Origin of the sequence: Kocuria sp. HSID16901, from assembly GCF_003989425.1 — a bacterium.
Classification (GTDB): Bacteria; Actinomycetota; Actinomycetes; order Actinomycetales; family Micrococcaceae; genus Rothia; species Rothia massiliensis.
Window position 1 is genome coordinate 243,081 of sequence record NZ_RBLM01000003.1, and the last position, 17,418, is coordinate 260,498.

Sequence of the window (17,418 nt, forward strand, 5' to 3'; positions counted from 1 at the left end):
CGGAACTACAGAAGATCCTGGATATCTTCGGCAATGTTCTCGGCCTGAGGCCCAACGACCACCTGCACCATGCTTCCCGAGACGACGACGCCGTGCGCACCCTGAGCCTTCAAGGCGTCCTGATTGACCAGGGATGAGTCTCCGACCTCGGTGCGAAGCCGAGTGATGCATCCTTCGATGTCCTCGACGTTATCGGCGCCGCCCAGGGCTTCCAGGATCTGCTTCGGGTCCAACATGAGAATCTCCTCAAGTCTTGACAAGTTTCAACGGGTCGATGAGAGTGATCAGAACCACTGGTTATAATCAGTACGAAGAGCGTATCACTGCGCTCCCTCAGCACCAATCCACGCCAATCTCGGACACCCGAGAATCGAGGTCCCCATGACATCCCCAGCAGCCTCAACGGCCACCTCGCAGAAAAAGGGTGACGGCCGTGCCATGAAGGTCTTGCAGCGCTTTGGGCGTAGCCTGATGCTTCCGATTGCCGCTTTGCCTGCGGCAGCGATCTTGCAAAGGCTCGGCCAGGACGACCTTCTGGGTCAGTTCTCCTCCATCGAAACCGCCGCCCACGTGATCGGCGCGGCGGGCTCCGCGCTCTTTGACGGCCTTCCGTTGCTTTTCGCCGTCGGCATTTCCTTCGGCTTCGCCAAGAAGGGCGATGGCTCGACGGCGCTCGCCGCCGTCGTTGGCTATCTGGTGATGACCAACGTTTTCAAGGTCATGTCGCCGATCGTCCTGTCGGATCAATCCGTTTCCTCGGGAGACCAAGGCAGTGGCATTAACTATGGCGTTCTCGGTGGCATCGTGATCGGTCTGACCTCCGCCCTGCTGTGGCAGAGATTTCATCGCACCCGCCTCCCGGACTTCCTCGGGTTCTTCGGCGGCCGCCGGCTGGTACCGATTCTGACGTCCGTCGCGGCGCTCGTCCTGGGCGTGATCCTAGCGCTGGTGTATCCCCTGTTTGATAAAGGACTGTCTTCGCTCGGGGAAGCGGTTTCGAGCAATACCATCGTGGGTGCCGGCGCCTACGGCTTCCTGAACCGGCTCCTGATTCCCTTTGGGCTCCACCACATTCTCAACTCGATCGTGTGGTTCATATTGGGCGACTACAACGGCGTCCACGGCGATCTCAACAGGTTCTTCGCCGGCGACCCGAGCGCCGGCGTCTTCATGACCGGCTTCTTCCCCATCATGATGTTTGGTCTGCCGGCCGCCGCCCTGGCCATCTGGCAGGAGGCCAAGCCGAGTCAGAAAAAGGTCGTCGGTGGCGTCATGCTCTCGACGGGTTTGACCGCGTTTCTCACGGGAATCACCGAACCGCTGGAATTCTCGTTCATGTTTATCGCGTGGCCTTTGTACCTGATTCACGCGGTGCTCATGGGAACCTCCATGGCTTTGGTCAATTTCCTGGATATCCATACCGGTTTTGGATTCTCCGCCGGGTTGATCGACTATTTGTTGAACTTCGGAATCTCGCAAAATTCGATCTGGCTGATTCCCATTGGGCTGGGCTATGCCGTGATCTACTACGTTCTCTTCCGATTCGTGATCCGTAAATGGAATCTGCGAACGCCGGGTCGCGAAGAGGATGAAACGGAGAAAGCGAATGAGCATGCTCCGGCGCAAGACGGCGAGTCTGCGGTAGTCACATCGTCGACCCCGGAGAGCGGTGACGAGGCGACCTTCAAGAACTCTACGGAAAAGTAGCGTTTATCGAGACGCCGGGAATCTCACTTGCTAAAGTCTTTGACGATGGCACAGATTGATTCCCGGCGTCCGCGTGGCCCTCGTGCGCCGTATTCGAAGGGCGTGGCCAAGCGTGCAGAAATCCTCGACTGCGCCCTGCGCTTATACGGAATTTCGCCCGGGCATGCACCGACGCTGAGCGCGATTGCCGACGAGGCGAACCTCACCGAGGCGGGGGTGCTGCATTACTTCGGATCCAAAACCGAGCTTTTCGTCGAAGTCCTCCGTTCCAGGGATGCACAGATTCGTGATCACTACGATGTCGACGATCCGAATTTCGTCTGGCAGTACCTTCAAGACATGACCAAAACGCCTGGTCTCATGCGGCTTTTTGAGGACATGTCCCTTGCTGCGACCGACCCGGAGCATCCGGCCGCAGCCTTTATGGTGGAGCACGAGAATCTAGCTCGCCAAGTGATCACCCGTGCGCTCAACATCGATGACGAAGAGATCGTCAATACGCTCATCGCGACCGCGGAAGGACTCAGCATTCGCTGGCTTCGGGATCCATCCGTCGACATTGTTGGTTCGTTGCGGAGCTTGATTCGGTCATTGGGACTTCTTCCGGCGAACGACCAGAGTTAAAAGTCCCAGTCGGAGTCGTCCGTATCCTCGGCTTTCCCGATGACATAGGCCGAACCTGAGCCACTGAAGAAGTCGTGGTTTTCGTCCGCCCCGGGGGCCAGGGCCGCGAGAATTTCCGGCTTGACGGCGGTTTCCTCCGCGGAGAAATACGCGGGATATCCCAGGTTCATCATCGCCTTATTGGCGTTGTATCGCACGAACACGGCGACGTCGTCCATCAGCCCCAAAGGCTCATACAGTTCACCGGAATACTGGAGCTCTAGCTCGTACAGCTCTTCCAAGAGCGTGTGCGTGAAATCGTGAATCTCTTCTTGCCGCGTGGTCGATGCTTTTTCGAGGCCTCGCTGGAATTTATATCCCGAGTAATAGCCGTGTACGGCTTTGTCGCGCAGAATGAGGCGAATCATGTCCGCGGTGTTCGTCAGGGTGGCTCGAACCGAGAAATGCAGCGGCAGATAGAACCCGGCGTACAACAGGAGCGACGAGAGCAAGGTCGACGCGATTTTTCGCTTGAGCGGGTCGTCGCCGTAGTAATGCACCAGAACTTTTTTGGCGCGCTCCTGGAGCAGGTCATTGTCCACGGCCCAGCGATACGCCGCATCGATTTCCGGGGTGCTGGTGAGTGTCGAGAAGACGCTGGAGTACGACCTGGCGTGAACGGCTTGCATGAAAGCGATGTTGGTGTACACGGCTTCTTCGTGTTCGGTGCGGGCGTCTTGAATCTGACTGATTTCGCCCACGGTGGCCTGAACCGTATCCAGCATGGTGAGTCCCGTGAAGACCCGCATGGTCAAGGTGCGTTCTTGGCGGCTCAAGCCATTCCACGCCGGTAGGTCGTTAGACAGCGGCACCTTTTCTGGGAGCCAAAAATTCGAGGTCAGACGGTTCCAGACTTCGCGATCTTTCTCGTCGGGGATGCGATTCCAGTTCACGGGCCGTAGGCGTTGCTGGGGATCGTGGCGAAACGACGGAGGAGTCACGGAGAGCTCGGTCAGGGGGAGATTCTGGGGGAGAGAGGTCATGAGGTGCTTTCTAGATAAGTGTGGATGAGGTGTAGGAGGCGTTGACCTTCTAGGCCGCCGTGGTGGACCAGAAGGTCGCGAGCCCACGCTGGATGGTTTCGACGTCGTGTGGATTGCCTAGGAGCTCGAATCGGTACAGCTCGGGGACCTGGCATTTTTGGGAAATCACGGGGCCGGCTACGCAATAGTGCTCACCGAAATTCGTGTTACCCGCGGTGATGACGCCGCGAATCAGATCGCGATTTTGAGGGTCGTTGAGGAAGGCGATCACTTGCCGTGGAACGGCCTTCGCGGGGTCTCCTCCGCCGTAGCTCGGGACCACTAGGACATACGGACGGCTCACCCGGATCATTCCCTCACGTTGGGGGCGGAGGGGTATGCGGACCGCTGGAATGTCGAGACGCTCGACGAGGCGACGGGTGTTTTCCGAGGCGCTGGAGAAGTACACAAGATTCGGCGATTCCTCGGGTGGGAGCTCCGTGAAGGTGAGCGGGGGACGGGGTCGTGTGGCTGGAACGGTCACGATCTTCCTTTCGGTTTGAGCGTCGAAACGACCACAAGATGTAGGGGTTGAGTGTTGTTCGAGATGCCATATATAGAAATATCATGCATATGAACTTAAAACTACGTCGAGCCGTACTAGTTGACGGACGTCACGATTGAAAGAAAACTTCTCACTATGACCCAAATTCAGAAGGAAAACTCCTGCGAGGTAGATGTTCTCTCGGTCCTGCGAGGGTTGGTCCCGAATTTGAGCCGAGGCCCTGCGGCCGTCGCGGACTTCCTGCTCGAGGACCCCACTCGTGTCGTCCCCATGACGGTGGGCGAGGTCGCGGCGCATAGTGGTACCAGCGATGCTTCGGTCATCCGGCTCGCGCGTGCCGCTGGGTGTCGGGGATTCCGCGAGCTGCGGACGAGCCTGGCCACCTCACTGGGCCGGTCTCAGGCTGTTCCCGGGGATGGGTCGTACCCGGGAGGCATCGAATCCGTGGATGCGCCCGAGACCGTCATCGCCAAGCTCGCGGCGATCGAGCGCGAATCCATCACCCACACCCAGCGTTCCCTCGATCCCGAGGTGGTGTTCGCCGTCGCGGAACAGCTTGCGGTCGCCCGACGAATCGTCGTGGTCGGCATCGGGGCATCTGGCCTCGTCGCCCGGGATTTGGCCGCCAAATTAAGCCGCATCGGTCTCGTAGCGCATGCCGCCGACGAAGCTCATGCGGCGCTCACCCTCGCGGTCTTGCTGGAACCCGGCGACGTTATTGTCGGCATCTCCGGTTCGGGCTGCACGCGCGACGTCGTGGAAGCGCTGGATCTGGCATCCCAGGCGGGAGCCACGACGGTTGGCCTCACCACGCAACCCCGTAGCCCTCTCGCGGAGGCCGACCACGTGCTGATCAGCGTCGCCACACAGGAGGCCGGATTGAGGATCGGCGCCACGACGTCGCGAACGGGCCAGCTCTTTGCCGTCGATGCGCTCTTCACGATGGTGTACCAGCTACGAGAGGAGCAGTCGGACCGCGCGTTGGCCCTCTCACGCGAGGCGCTCGCCCCTAAGAAATCGTCACGAACGCGGCGACCCGCGCCGCACGAGGAGCCCACGTCATGAGCCAGTCTTCACCCCTGACCACCACGGAATCGGTCAACGCCGAATTCGCCGACCTGGACCGGATGTCCACCGAGGAATTGGCGCGCACGATGAATCGTCAAGACGCCGTGGTCCCCGAGGCGGTGGCCCAGAGGACCACAGAGATTGCGAACCTCGTCGAGGCGGCCCTTCCCGGGCTGCGCGCCGGTGGTCGCTTGATCTACGCGGGCGCGGGCACCGCGGGTCGGCTGGGCGTTCTTGACGCCTCTGAATGTCCGCCGACCTTCAATACCAGGCCAGGCCAGGTCGTCGGGTTGATTGCCGGGGGATCCGAGGCACTTGTCTCCGCGATCGAGGGTGCCGAGGACGACGCCGACGCCGGTGCGCGCGCCGTCGCGGCCCTCGACGTCGGGCCGGAGGACACGGTCGTCGGCGTTTCCGCGTCCGGCCGTACTCCTTACGCCATCGGCGCGGTTCGCGAGGCCGCCCGCCGCCAGGCCACCACGGCTTCCATCGCGTGCAACGAAGGGTCAGAGCTCGCCGCGGCGGCGCAACATCCGATCGACGTCGTCGTGGGACCGGAGCTGGTTGCTGGCTCGACCCGGTTAAAGTCCGGGACCGCACAGAAGCTGGTGTTGAACATGATCTCGACGATCGCGATGGTTCGACTCGGCAAAACGTACGGAAACCTCATGGTCGACGTGCAGTCCACCAATGTGAAGCTTCGTGAGCGGGTTCGACGCATCGTCGCGGACGTGACCGGGGCGGGTCCGCAGGAGGTGGAAAACGCCGTCGAGGGTGCTGACGGTAGTGCCAAGGTCGCGATCCTGTCGATTCTCGGCGGGATGACCGCGGAACAGGCGCGAACGGAGCTGGATCACCACGCGGGTGTGCTGCGGGCCGCCCTCGAACGCGCCGGAAACCACCACTAAAACGAAATCGCGACGGCACACGGACAAAGGAGTCATCATGGCCGAAGAAAATAGCATGTCCCAGAAGGTGATCGCCGGACTCGGCGGACCCTCGAATATCGGCGGTGTGGAGAACTGCATCACCCGGTTACGCATCCCGGTGGCTCGTGAATCGGACGTCGACCTCGAGGGGCTGCGTGCCATCGACGGCGTGCTCGGGGTCGTCCCCGGTCCGACCATGCAGGTGGTGCTCGGCCCCGGAGTCGTGGACACCGTGGCGCGCGACATCGAAAAATCCCTCGCCACGTCCAGCTCCACCGCGGAGGAATCGGCCCCGACCACGAAGTCGAGCAATTCAGCGGCCGCCGACGACGGACCCTCGTCACCGAACGACCTCCAAGCCCTGGGCGCTCGCATGAAGAGCGCCCAGAAGGAAAAACGTTCCTCGCCCGTCCGAGCATTCTTGGGGCGCATCGCCAATATTTTCTTGCCGCTGATCCCAGCATTGATCGCGTGCGGCATCGTCGCCGGACTCAGCGGGGTCTTGCAGAACTTCGCGGCCAATGGGGCTTGGCCGTGGGCCGCCGACGTCGTGCCCGTGCTGACCGCTATTTCCAGCGGATTCATGACCTTGATCGCCGTGTTTGTAGGCATGAACGCTGCCAAAGAATTCGGCGGAACGCCGGTTTTGGGTGGCGCCGTCGCGGCCATTATTCCTTTCGCGGGCGTGGCCAAGGTATCCATCCTGGGTACGGAACTCGTGCCGGGGCAGGGCGGCGTGATCGGTGCGCTGTTCGCCGCGATCCTTGCCGCATATATCGAGCGGTGGTGCCGCAAATGGGCCCCGGAATCGTTGGCGATGCTGATCGTCCCGACCGTGACCGTGCTCGTCGCCGGCGCATTGACTCTTTTCCCGTTGATGACCGTGGCCGGGTGGATCTCCACCGGAATCGGTACGGCCGCGACCTGGTTGCTCGGTACCGGCGGCGGATTCGCCGGGTTCGTGTTGGCCGGTCTGTTCCTGCCCCTGGTGATGCTCGGCCTGCATCAGGCGCTCATTCCGATTCACACCACACTGATCTCCCAGGCCGGCTACACCGTGCTGCTTCCCATCCTCGCGATGGCGGGTGGCGGCCAGGTCGGTGCGACGGCGGCGGTTTACCTGCGCATCCGGAATCGCGCCCTGCGCAACACCATCAAATCCGCCCTTCCGGCCGGCATCTTGGGTGTGGGCGAACCGCTCATCTACGGCGTGACCCTGCCGATGGGTCGCCCCTTCATCACCGCCTGCATTGGAGGTGCGTTCGGTGGCGGATTCATCGGGTTGTTCAATCAGTTGGGCTTCGCCACGGGATCCACCGCGATTGGGCCGAGCGGTTGGGCGTTGTTTCCGCTGGCCGCGGGCAATCACGGCATCGGCGCCGCCATTGCGGTGTACGGCGTCGGACTCGTGATCTCGTACATCGCCGGTTTTGTGCTGACGTACTTCTTTGGGGTGCCCAAGGACCTGGTGGAACGCATGTCGGATGAGGAGCGGACTGTTGAGAGCGCGGGGGCATGAGGTAGAAAAGGGGATCATGCACTCCTACCTCTTGCGTCAGGTCCGCGACGCCGCCACCGGGGCGATCGTCGATGCACGCCTCGCCGATGGCCGCGTGGAAATGGGCCCCAGCATCGAACCCCGGTCCTCGGACGAGGTCGTCGAGGCCGACGGGCGATGGCTCCTCCCCGGATTATGGGATGCCCACGTCCATTTCGACCAGTGGGCCGTCTCGAGGTCGCGTCTGGATCTGCGGGGTGCGGAGTCTCCCGAGGCCGTGACCCGGATCGTTGGGGAGGCCATCCTGGCTCGTCCCGACGACGAAGCCGTGATCTTTGGGTTCGGGTACCGCGCCTCGGTGTGGAATCGGCAGCCCACCGTTGCCGAATTGGATGCGGTGACCGGGTCTCGGCCCGCCATCCTCATTAGCGGAGACATGCACAACGGCTGGTTGAATTCGGCCGCGCTCGCGTTGGTGGGTGTGACCGGAATCGACGGGCTCATCGACGAGGACCGTTGGTTCCCACTTTTTGGTCTGCTTCAGCCGTACGTTCCGGATACCGAGTCTGCCGTCCGTGACGCAATGCAGGCCGCCTCGGCTCGTGGCGTGGTGGGGATCGTAGACCTCGAGTTCGCGGCGAATTACGACGTCTGGCCGGAACGGTTATCCGGTGACCCCTCGCCGTTGAGGGTGCGCACCGGCGTCTACCCGGATCGATTGGATGCGGTTCTGGAGCGAGGCCTGAGGAGCGGAGACGCCCTGGATGAATTTGGACTGGTCCGTATGGGGCCGCTCAAGATCATCTCGGACGGTTCCCTGGGGACCCGCACGGCGCACTGCTGTGATCCGTACTTGGAGGCCTCCGACTTGGTGAATGCCTGCGGAGTGCAGACGGTTCCCGCCGAGGAGCTGCACAGGCTTTTGGGGTTAGCGCGGACTTCTGGTCTGGATGTGGCCCTTCACGCGCTGGGCGACGCCGCCGTCGACCTAGCCTTGGGTGCCTTCGAGCAGACGGGTGCGCGCGGTTCGATCGAGCACGCCCAGGTGATTCGCTGGGACGACGTCGACCGTTTGGCCCAGGCCGGGCTCACCGCGAGTGTGCAACCGGCTCACCTGTACGACGACCGCGACGTGATGGACCGGCTGTGGGCCGACCGCGCCGACCGCTGTTTTGCCGTGCGAACCATGAAGGAACGCGGGGTGAATCTGGCACTTGGGTCGGACGCGCCCGTCTCGCCCCTCGACCCGTGGCTCGCGATGGCGGCCGCCGTGCACCGCTCGGCGGACGAGCGCGGACCGTGGCATCCGGAACAGTCCCTCACGGCGAGGGAAGCGCTCGCCGCATCCACCGACGGGGTGAACCGAATCCGCACCGGCGACGCCGCCGACGTCGTGCTCGTGGACCGCGACCCGTTCGCGGGAGACACCCCGGAGGAGTCCGCCCGGAATCTAGTGGATATGCCGGTGGCGGCGACGTTCGTTGGGGGACGGGTGACGCACTGGGGGCTGTAGATGTATAAAAACGTGAACATATCGTTCAGTCTGTAAAGCGTGAGGGTCTCGAAAAGCGATCAGAACGTCTTGTCTGTGCCCATCCTTTGGCATAAAATTAACTACTGATAGATCCCCGGTCCGGCCTCTTGCTCCTGCGAGCAACGCACAAATGACCGGGGCCTTTCATTTAAGTGGGAGGCACGGGATGTCCAAGAGCTGGGTCAGCTACGAGGATCAAGTGACGCTACTGGAGCAGCGTGGCATGCGAATCGATGATGCTGAAGCTGCGGCTGTGTTCCTATCCAAGGTGAGTTACTACCGGTTGTCGGGGTACTTCAGACATTGGCAGCAGGATCCCCAACTTGGCGACAACCGATTCACCGAGGGCGCCTCTTTCGATGCGCTGTGTGCACTGTATGACGCCGAACAGAAGATCGTGGCCACCTGCGACGATCTTCTGCACAAGTTGGAAGTCCTGCTACGAACGAGGTTTGCTCATGCCTATGGGCAGATAGTTGGAGTGTCGGGCACGTTTGCGCGAGGTAAGGGGTTCACTCAGTCGCCCAAGTCGGGTCAGGAGCGGGTCGAAGAACACTCATTGAGGGACCTGGACCGCAGCAAGGAAGCTTTCATCACCCACTACCGTGATGAGATCAAACAGGGCCATGTTTATAAGCCGGAAGCTTATGCTCGCATGCCTATTTGGGTGGCTGTTGAAGCATTCTCCTTCGGGAGTTTATCGCGCCTTATTCAAGCATCAGGCCAGTCCGGTGTTTTAGATCAAGTTGCGGACTCCCTGAGCACTTCCCGAAAACTCTTACCCAGCCAGGTGCGTTCTTTTGTCTACCTGCGGAACCGGATCGCGCACTGCGCACAATTATGGAACCACTTTGTCCTTGATGTTCCCGGACTGCAGCCCAAGAAAACAAGGAATGTTCAGCAAAGCCATCGAAGCTTCACTGACCACTCGATATATAAGATCCTGGTTGCTCTCGATGACGTAGCCTCCCGGTCTGGGCTGCGCTCGGAATGGCTGCAGCAAGTTGTGGAACCGATTCTCAACGACCACCCCCTATTGGCACGAGGGATCGCAACCCCTTGCAAATTTGGTGAAATGCCGAAGGATCTTCTTCGTTCGGCCTGATGCATGGCAGATGAGAGCAGGTCAGAGAATGAATGTTTGCCCATTGCAAGATCGTGCGGGCCAATAAACACCTGACCCTTGGGGCGGTGAGCTACATGCCATATATCTGCTGCATCGTGGATGTGCGCAGTCTCAAGACGACATGGCTTCAGCATCAGGTGTACAGAGGTTTCTGGCGACGATAAGCATCTGAGCCTCCGCTGATTCTTGAGATCGTTCGCAACACCTGTTCATGATGGATTCGCTACGTAGGTAGCGTCCGTAGGAGAGTAACTGCCCTACGAACGCGTCAGCCCCAGCCTGAAGCCATCTGATGGGAGTTTCTGATCGAAGGCGAATTTCAAGTTGGAGTTAACAACTTGGCCCCAGGTTCAGGACTAGCGTCAGGGATTTCTGCCGATGAGGGCTCAGGTATAAGACTTTGGCCGTGGGATAAATTCAGGTGAACCATCGCTGATGACGAGTTTCGGCACCGTCGGTCCATAGACTGAAGGGGTACACCGAGACCTTCAGGAGAGCAACACATGGTTCCCACGACCCGAGAGGCCCAACGGGCCGAGCTGCACAAGACGATCTGGCGGATTGCCAATGATCTGCGGGGATCCGTGGATGGGTGGGATTTCAAGACATACGTACTGGGCATGATGTTCTACCGGTTTATCTCGGAGAATCTGACGGTGCACTTCGACGAAAACGAACATAAGGCCGGGAATACCGAGTTCTCTTACGCAAAGATGTCGGATGTGGCGGCCGAAGAAGTCCGTAGCGTCACCGTTGTGGAAAAGGGCTTCTACATCATGCCCTCCGAACTCTTTGAGAACGTTCGAGCTGAAGCCTTCACTAACCCGAACCTCAACGAGACCCTCGAGACGGCCTTCCGGAATATCGAGCTTTCCGCCCACGGAACCGCCAGTGAAGGCGACATCAAGGGTCTCTTCGACGATCTGAATGTGAACAGCTCCAAGCTGGGCAATACCGTCGGCCGGCGGAACGAAAAGCTTGCCAAATTGATGCAGGCCGTTGGGGATATGCCCCTGGGTAGGTTCTCGGATAACTCCATCGACCTCTTTGGTGATGCCTACGAGTACCTCATGCAGATGTATGCCTCGCAAGCCGGAAAATCCGGGGGCGAATACTACACTCCGCAGGAAGTCTCCGAGGTACTTGCTCGTATCACCGTTATGGACAAGACCCGAGTGAATAAGGTTTACGACCCTGCATGTGGTTCAGGTTCGCTACTGCTGAAGTTCGAAAAGATCTTGGGCAAGGAAAACGTCGGGCACTACTTCGGCCAGGAGATCAACCTGACCACGTACAACCTGGCCCGGATCAACATGTTCCTGCATAACCTGAACTACAACCACTTCGACATCGCACACGGGGACACCCTGACCGATCCCTATTTTTTGGATGACGAGCCCTTCGAAGCGATCGTCTCTAATCCTCCCTATTCCATTAAGTGGGAGGGTGACTCCAACCCGATCCTGATCAACGACGAACGGTTTTCTCCGGCGGGTGTTCTAGCGCCAAAGTCTAAGGCGGACCTCGCGTTCACGATGCACATCCTGTCCTGGCTCGCGGTTGATGGACGGGCTGCAATCGTTGAGTTCCCAGGCGTCCTTTATCGTGGGGGAGCTGAGCGGAAGATCCGCAAATACTTAATCGATAACAATTACGTTGAAGCCGTGATCCAGTTGCCACCGGATCTCTTCTTCGGCACGACGATCGCCACGTGCATCATCGTTTTGAGGAAGTCGAAAACAGATAGCTCGGTGTTCTTCCTGGACGCTTCGAAACAGTTCGAGCGTTCCGGTAACAAGAACAAACTGACGGAAGCGAACCAGCGGTTCATTCTGGATCATCTCAAGGCCCGGACAGACGCGGATTACGAGACAAAGCTCGTTCCCAACGAGGACATCGCGGAGAACGACTACAACATCTCGGTGTCCTCGTACGTGGAGGCGGAAGATACTCGAGAGGAAATCGACATCGAGGCGTTGAACGCTGAGATAGCACGAATCGTTGCTCGCCAGGCTGAGCTGCGGACCTCCATTGATGCGATTGTGGCTGATTTGGAGGATGGGAAATGAGCCGGATTGATGATCTGATCGCTGAGGCGTGTCCAAATGGGGTTGAATTTAGGCCTTTAGGCGAGGTCGTCATTATCAAAAACGGGAGCGACCATAAGAAGCTCAGTGAAGGAGACGTCCCAGTCTATGGAAGCGGAGGAGTCATGAGACATGTCGACACCGCAATGGCAGTCGGGCCTTCCGTATTGATTCCTCGAAAGGGTTCACTTGGAAATATATTCTATGTCGAAGGTGAATTTTGGGTTGTAGATACAATTTTTCGTACTGAGGTAGATGAGGAAGTTCTTTTTCCAAAGTTTTTGTATCATCAGTTGCTCACAATGGGGTTGGGAGAAATGAATCAGGCTGGCGGGGTGCCGAGCCAGACTCAGACAGCTCTTAAAAAATTGCGTATACCAGTACCGCCCATGGAGGTCCAGCGGGAAATTGTGCGCATCTTGGATCAATTCATCGACCTGGAGGCCGACCTGGAGGCCGACCTGGAGGCCGAGCTGGAGGCTCGATGCGCCCAGTACGAGGGCTATCGACGACAGCTGTTGAAAATTGGTGATGCTAATAGCGGGCGCACGCTTCCGATGGGAGAAATCTTCGAGATGCGCGCCGGTACACACATTAAGGCGGCCGAGATTTCTGATGAACAGACCGAAGGCAAGCCATATCCTTGCTATGGTGGGAACGGCCTGCGCGGTTTTGTGGGGTCATATAACTATGACGAGAGCGTCATATTGGTTGGCAGGCAGGGGGCGCTGTGTGGCAACGTGCATCGTGCCGAGGGAAAGATCTACGCAACTGAGCACGCGGTGGTCGTGACGCCGAAATTGCTGATCGATATGTCTTGGGCGTTTCACAAACTTATTGAGATGGACCTCAACCAGTACAAGACGAAGTCTGCACAACCAGGCCTGTCTGTTGGGCGCCTCAAGCAAGTCGAAGTTCAGTATGCGCCGGTCGATGAGCAACGTAGAGATGGAGAAGTGCTCGACAAGCTCGCTACTCTTGCCAATGACATTGGCATCGGACTCCCAGCTGAGATTGCCGCGCGTCGCAAGCAGTATGCGTACTACCGTGACAAGTTGCTGTCTTTCAAGGAAGCTGTCTAGATGGAAAAGCCTCAAGAAACGCATCATGAAACGATTTCGAGCTTGACGGATCAGGTGCGAAGAAATATTAAAGATCGTAATAGCATCCTCATTTATGCTCCGAATGCAACCGGAAAAACTCGGCTGGCTCAGCATCTAAAGGAAGACGATTCCGAGGGGGTACTCCTCTATAATTCCTTCGTCGAGGATGCATTCACTTGGGATAACGATCGGGTTGTATTCCAGATGAATACGCATTCAGAACTCTTTGAAATCATCGAGAGGCAAGGTGTTGAAAATGCGATCGTAAATAACTTTAAAAGCTTTACGAACGGAAAAATCGAACCAAGGATCGACTATACTAACGGCGATATTAGTTTCGGTTTACATACGGGTGATGACAACTCGGTGGATCGCATCAAAATTTCACGGGCCGAGGAGAGTATATTCGTTTGGAGTGTGTACTTTTCTGTTTTGAATGACGCGATCGATTTGCTTGAGGAAGATCCTGATTCGCACTCAACAAAAAACCAAGACGGGCCAACTCTTGTCGTCATAGACGATCCGGTTTCATCAATGGATGATGTGCGTGTAGTTTCAGTTGCTCTCGAATTGGCGGAGCTTGTTAAGCGAGCTTCGAAATTGAATATGAAATTTGTAATTACAACCCATCATGCTACATTTTTTAACGTTTTGCATAACCAGCTCAAACGTAATAGAAACACATCACACATCCTCATGCGCGGGCCAGCCGTTGGGTGGACACTTGCTCGGCAAAATAATGACTCGCCGTTTAGCTACCACCTAGGGGTTGTAAAAGAGATTCAGAAAGCCATTTCTGAAGACGAAATTGAAAGAATCCACTTTAATCAGTTCCGAGCCTTGCTTGAGAAGACAGCAAACTTCCTCGGTTACTCAAAAGGTTGGGGCAGTTTGTTGACGGGCCCGAATGCTAAGGTGATTACGCAAGTGCTTAATCTGTATAGTCATGACCGTTTCGCTGATATTGAATCATCTAGGGTATACGAAGAATATGGGAAAGCTTTTAAGGATGCCTTTCAGGATTTTCTGACGAAGTTTGGATGGGCAGAAAGTGAGTGAGCTGTCTACAAGTAAGTACGAACCCATTGTGGTGTCTGACGAAAGCACCGTCGTCGCCGAATATGTGCCGGAAGAGGACGTGGACGAGGGGTACCAGTCCGAGGCGGCGCTGGAAGCGGAAATGATTCGCCTGCTCCAGCGCCAGGCCTACGAATACCTCCCCATCACTTCGGAAGAGCAAATGGTCCAGAACCTGCGGACGCAGCTGGAGAAGCTCAACGCTGTGGCCTTCAGCGATGCCGAATGGGAACGGTTCTTCCGTCTGAGCATTTCCGGAAAGAACGACGGCATCAAGGAAAAGACGCTGCGCATTCAATCGGATCACGTGCAGGTGCTCACCCGAGACGACGGCTCGTCCAAGAACATCACCCTTCTGGATAAGCACCACATTCACAACAATTCCCTACAGGTCATTAACCAGTACGAGCGGGAACGAGGCGAAGGCGGGGCGAATTACTCCAACCGCTACGACGTGACCGTCCTGGTGAATGGCCTGCCGCTCGTGCACATCGAACTCAAGCGCCGTGGCGTCGAGATTCGCGAGGCCTTCAATCAGATCAAGCGTTATCAGCGGGACAGTTTTTGGGCGGGCTCCGGCCTGTTTGACTACGTTCAGCTCTTCGTGATTTCCAACGGAACCCACACCAAGTACTACTCAAACAGCACTCGAAGTGCACGGGTTGGTGAATCCGAGAAGGCTAGCCGGGCCGGTGGGAGGCAAACGTCCAACAGCTTCGAATTCACCTCATGGTGGGCCGACGCAACGAACCGGCCCATTGCCGATCTGACCTCATTCATCAAGACATTCTTTGCGAAGCACACGCTCCTGAATCTCCTGACCAAGTATTGCGTGTTGACGGCTGACCAGACGCTCCTCGTGATGCGTCCGTATCAGGTGGTAGCGACCGAACGTATTCTTCGGAAAATCGACATTTCCACCAATTACAAGAAGCTCGGAACCCTCGAGGCTGGGGGATACGTATGGCACACCACCGGATCCGGAAAAACCCTGACCTCGTTCAAGACGGCGCAGCTTGCTTCCCGCATGGAGAGCGTGGACAAAGTGCTTTTTGTGGTGGACCGCAAGGACCTGGATTACCAGACTATGCGGGAGTACGACCGCTTTGAAAAGGGCTCCGCGAATTCCAATACGTCGACCAGCGTGCTCAAGGCTCAGCTGGAGGATCCCGAAAAACGGATCATCATCACGACCATCCAGAAGCTCTCCACATTTATCCGCGGGAACAAGGATCACAAGATCTATTCCGGACACGTCGTGATTATCTTCGACGAGTGCCACCGCTCCCAGTTCGGGGACATGCACACCGACATCACCAAGGCGTTCAAGCGGTATAACCTCTTCGGTTTCACCGGGACCCCAATTTTCGCCAGCAACTCCGGCAAGGGCGGCAACCCGCGTCTGAAGACCACCGAACAGGCCTTTGGCGAAAAGCTCCACACCTACACGATCGTGGATGCCATTACGGACAAAAACGTCTTACCCTTCCGCGTTGAGTACTTCAACACGGTCAAAATGGGCCAACCCGACGAGATAGACGTCGCCAGCATCGACACCGAAAGTGCGCTCCGTGATGAGCGCCGACTGCGACAGATCGTCCAATATATCCTCGAACACTTCGACCAGAAGACGAAACGGTCGTCGTCCTACTCGCATTCTGTGGTGACCAACGTTGCCGAATCATCCCGAGTGACTTCGAACCCCAGAAAAAGGATCGAAGCCACGTCCGGAAAACGTACAGTTCGTGGATTTAACGCGCTCTTCGCGACGGACTCCATTACCTCGGCGCGGGACTACTATGAGCTCTTCAAAGAAGAACAAGAGAATCTCCCATCGGATCGCCGCCTAAAAATTGGCATCATCTATTCCTACAGGGCAAACGAGGCCGTGGACGACGGGATGCTGGACGACGAAGCCTTCGATGCAGAGTCTTTACCGGAGGATTCCCGCTCCTTCCTGGAATCAGCGATTCGGGACTATAACGCCATGTTTGGCACGTCCTGGGACACCAGCGCGGATAATTTCCAGAGCTACTACAAAGACCTTTCGCAGCGCCTGAAAAACCGCGAGCTAGACCTCGTGATTGTAGTGAACATGTTCCTCACCGGCTTCGACGCGACCACGCTCAATACCCTTTTCGTGGACAAAAACCTCAAAGCCCACGGGCTGATTCAGGCCTACTCACGGACCAACCGCATCCTCAACTCGGTCAAGACCTACGGAAACATCGTGGCATTCAGAAACCTTGAGGCCGCCACGAATGAGGCACTCGAACTGTTCGGCAATAAGGAGGTACGCGGCGCCGTCCTCCTGAAGCCATATGCCGATTACTACGGAGAGTACACGGAACGAGTGGACCAGCTTCTGAGAAAGTTCCCGCTGGATCAGGAGATCGTGGGGGAGAGTGCCAAAAAGGAATTCATCCAAGAATTTGGCGCCATCCTGAAATTACAGAATATTCTGAGTTCCTTCGACGAGTTCATCAGCCAGGACCCGATGAGCGAGCGGCAAGGCCAGAACTTCCGAAGCCGCTATCTGGACCTTCACGCGGAATTCCGTGGTGGTCAGGACGCCGAGAAGGAAGAGATCAACGACGACGTCGTCTTTGAAATGGAGCTTGTGCGCCAGGTTGAGGTGAATGTTGACTACATCCTCCTGCTCGTCGAGAAATATCGTGAAGAACATGGCAACGGTGAAGACCGCGTGGCCCGGGGCGAAATTACCCGCGCCATCGACGCGAGTCCGACTCTTAGAAACAAGCGGGACCTCGTGGAGGACTTCGTGGATACCGTCAGCCTAGACACCGACGTGCCTTTCGAATTCGCCGAATTTGTGGAGAGGCGCCGTCAAAAGGAAATTGACGAGATCATCGACGCCGAGAACCTCAAACCCGATGAGGCCCGGCGATTCATCGACGATGCTTTCCGCAGAGGAATCGTGAATTCTCAAGGTACGGAGATCACCCGCATCATGAAGCCGATGTCCCGCTTTGGCGGCGGAGGAAACTACGCGAAGAAGCGGGCTGGGGTCATTGAGCGCGTCACCCAGCTATTTCACCGGTTCGATGGTCTGATGCACATCAACGACTAAACCCCGCA

Annotated in this window: 14 protein-coding genes; 11 read left to right on the plus strand and 3 right to left on the minus strand. The window is 57.6% G+C overall.

What is annotated here, in order from left to right:
• Positions 1-5: 5 nt before the first annotated feature.
• Positions 6-236: a glucose PTS transporter subunit EIIB gene (locus D8M21_RS06210; protein ID WP_048681908.1), complete on the minus strand. Its 231-nt coding sequence runs from the start codon at positions 234-236 to the stop codon at positions 6-8.
• A gap of 145 nt (positions 237-381) precedes the next feature.
• Here D8M21_RS06210 and D8M21_RS06215 point away from each other — a divergent pair, with 145 nt between their 5' ends.
• Together D8M21_RS06215 and D8M21_RS06220 are read left to right on the plus strand one after the other, a co-directional pair.
• Positions 382-1,707 (plus strand): PTS transporter subunit EIIC, encoded by a 1,326-nt coding sequence (locus tag D8M21_RS06215; RefSeq protein ID WP_082156820.1) that lies wholly within the window; start codon positions 382-384, stop codon positions 1,705-1,707.
• Between the two features lie 45 nt (positions 1,708-1,752).
• Complete coding sequence (locus D8M21_RS06220) at positions 1,753-2,331, plus strand: TetR/AcrR family transcriptional regulator (RefSeq protein WP_048681905.1); 579 nt, start codon at positions 1,753-1,755, stop codon at positions 2,329-2,331.
• Here D8M21_RS06220 and nrdF read toward each other — a convergent pair.
• Positions 2,328-3,353: a class 1b ribonucleoside-diphosphate reductase subunit beta gene (gene nrdF / locus D8M21_RS06225; RefSeq protein WP_082156819.1), complete on the minus strand. Its 1,026-nt coding sequence runs from the start codon at positions 3,351-3,353 to the stop codon at positions 2,328-2,330. The genes D8M21_RS06220 and nrdF overlap by 4 nt on opposite strands.
• A gap of 49 nt (positions 3,354-3,402) precedes the next feature.
• Positions 3,403-3,801 carry a class Ib ribonucleoside-diphosphate reductase assembly flavoprotein NrdI gene (gene nrdI / locus D8M21_RS06230; RefSeq protein WP_446720493.1) on the minus strand — a complete coding sequence of 133 codons (399 nt, stop codon included), beginning with the start codon at positions 3,799-3,801 and terminating at the stop codon, positions 3,403-3,405.
• A 231-nt stretch (positions 3,802-4,032) separates the two neighbouring features.
• Between nrdI and D8M21_RS06235 the strand changes: the two genes are divergently transcribed.
• From D8M21_RS06235 to D8M21_RS06275, 9 genes are all read left to right on the plus strand, one after another.
• Positions 4,033-4,962 carry a MurR/RpiR family transcriptional regulator gene (locus D8M21_RS06235; protein WP_048681900.1) on the plus strand — a complete coding sequence of 310 codons (930 nt, stop codon included), beginning with the start codon at positions 4,033-4,035 and terminating at the stop codon, positions 4,960-4,962.
• Positions 4,959-5,873, plus strand: a complete 915-nt coding sequence (gene murQ, locus D8M21_RS06240; protein ID WP_048681896.1) for an N-acetylmuramic acid 6-phosphate etherase — start codon at positions 4,959-4,961, stop codon at positions 5,871-5,873. The genes D8M21_RS06235 and murQ overlap by 4 nt, the downstream gene beginning before the upstream one ends.
• Before the next feature lie 37 nt (positions 5,874-5,910).
• Positions 5,911-7,413 (plus strand): PTS transporter subunit EIIC, encoded by a 1,503-nt coding sequence (locus tag D8M21_RS06245; protein ID WP_126855725.1) that lies wholly within the window; start codon positions 5,911-5,913, stop codon positions 7,411-7,413.
• Positions 7,414-7,429: 16 nt separating this feature from the next.
• Complete coding sequence (locus tag D8M21_RS06250) at positions 7,430-8,905, plus strand: amidohydrolase (RefSeq protein ID WP_048681891.1); 1,476 nt, start codon at positions 7,430-7,432, stop codon at positions 8,903-8,905.
• 187 nt (positions 8,906-9,092) lie between these two features.
• A complete protein-coding gene (locus tag D8M21_RS06255; protein WP_048681889.1) occupies positions 9,093-10,031 on the plus strand; it encodes an Abi family protein in 939 nt (312 codons plus the stop codon).
• Positions 10,032-10,555: 524 nt separating this feature from the next.
• Positions 10,556-12,121, plus strand: coding sequence for a type I restriction-modification system subunit M (locus D8M21_RS06260; protein ID WP_048681886.1), 1,566 nt, complete (start codon positions 10,556-10,558; stop codon positions 12,119-12,121).
• Positions 12,118-13,221 carry a restriction endonuclease subunit S gene (locus D8M21_RS06265; protein ID WP_126855726.1) on the plus strand — a complete coding sequence of 368 codons (1,104 nt, stop codon included), beginning with the start codon at positions 12,118-12,120 and terminating at the stop codon, positions 13,219-13,221. The genes D8M21_RS06260 and D8M21_RS06265 overlap by 4 nt, the downstream gene beginning before the upstream one ends.
• Positions 13,222-14,301 (plus strand): AAA family ATPase, encoded by a 1,080-nt coding sequence (locus D8M21_RS06270; RefSeq protein WP_048681883.1) that lies wholly within the window; start codon positions 13,222-13,224, stop codon positions 14,299-14,301.
• A complete protein-coding gene (locus tag D8M21_RS06275; protein WP_048681879.1) occupies positions 14,294-17,410 on the plus strand; it encodes a type I restriction endonuclease subunit R in 3,117 nt (1,038 codons plus the stop codon). The genes D8M21_RS06270 and D8M21_RS06275 overlap by 8 nt, the downstream gene beginning before the upstream one ends.
• Positions 17,411-17,418: the final 8 nt, after the last annotated feature.

Excerpts from the sequence above, each read along its gene's own strand:
- D8M21_RS06220 (WP_048681905.1), top strand. The coding sequence starts at position 1,753 with ATGGCACAGATTGATTCCCGGCGTCCGCGTGGCCCTCGTGCGCCGTAT.
- D8M21_RS06255 (WP_048681889.1), top strand. The coding sequence starts at position 9,093 with ATGTCCAAGAGCTGGGTCAGCTACGAGGATCAAGTGACGCTACTGGAG.
- D8M21_RS06250 (WP_048681891.1), top strand. The coding sequence starts at position 7,430 with ATGCACTCCTACCTCTTGCGTCAGGTCCGCGACGCCGCCACCGGGGCG.
- D8M21_RS06265 (WP_126855726.1), top strand. The coding sequence starts at position 12,118 with ATGAGCCGGATTGATGATCTGATCGCTGAGGCGTGTCCAAATGGGGTT.
- D8M21_RS06245 (WP_126855725.1), top strand. The coding sequence starts at position 5,911 with ATGGCCGAAGAAAATAGCATGTCCCAGAAGGTGATCGCCGGACTCGGC.
- D8M21_RS06235 (WP_048681900.1), top strand. The coding sequence starts at position 4,033 with ATGACCCAAATTCAGAAGGAAAACTCCTGCGAGGTAGATGTTCTCTCG.
- D8M21_RS06260 (WP_048681886.1), top strand. The coding sequence starts at position 10,556 with ATGGTTCCCACGACCCGAGAGGCCCAACGGGCCGAGCTGCACAAGACG.
- nrdF (WP_082156819.1), bottom strand. The coding sequence starts at position 3,353 with ATGACCTCTCTCCCCCAGAATCTCCCCCTGACCGAGCTCTCCGTGACT.
- D8M21_RS06215 (WP_082156820.1), top strand. The coding sequence starts at position 382 with ATGACATCCCCAGCAGCCTCAACGGCCACCTCGCAGAAAAAGGGTGAC.
- murQ (WP_048681896.1), top strand. The coding sequence starts at position 4,959 with ATGAGCCAGTCTTCACCCCTGACCACCACGGAATCGGTCAACGCCGAA.
- D8M21_RS06210 (WP_048681908.1), bottom strand. The coding sequence starts at position 236 with ATGTTGGACCCGAAGCAGATCCTGGAAGCCCTGGGCGGCGCCGATAAC.
- D8M21_RS06270 (WP_048681883.1), top strand. The coding sequence starts at position 13,222 with ATGGAAAAGCCTCAAGAAACGCATCATGAAACGATTTCGAGCTTGACG.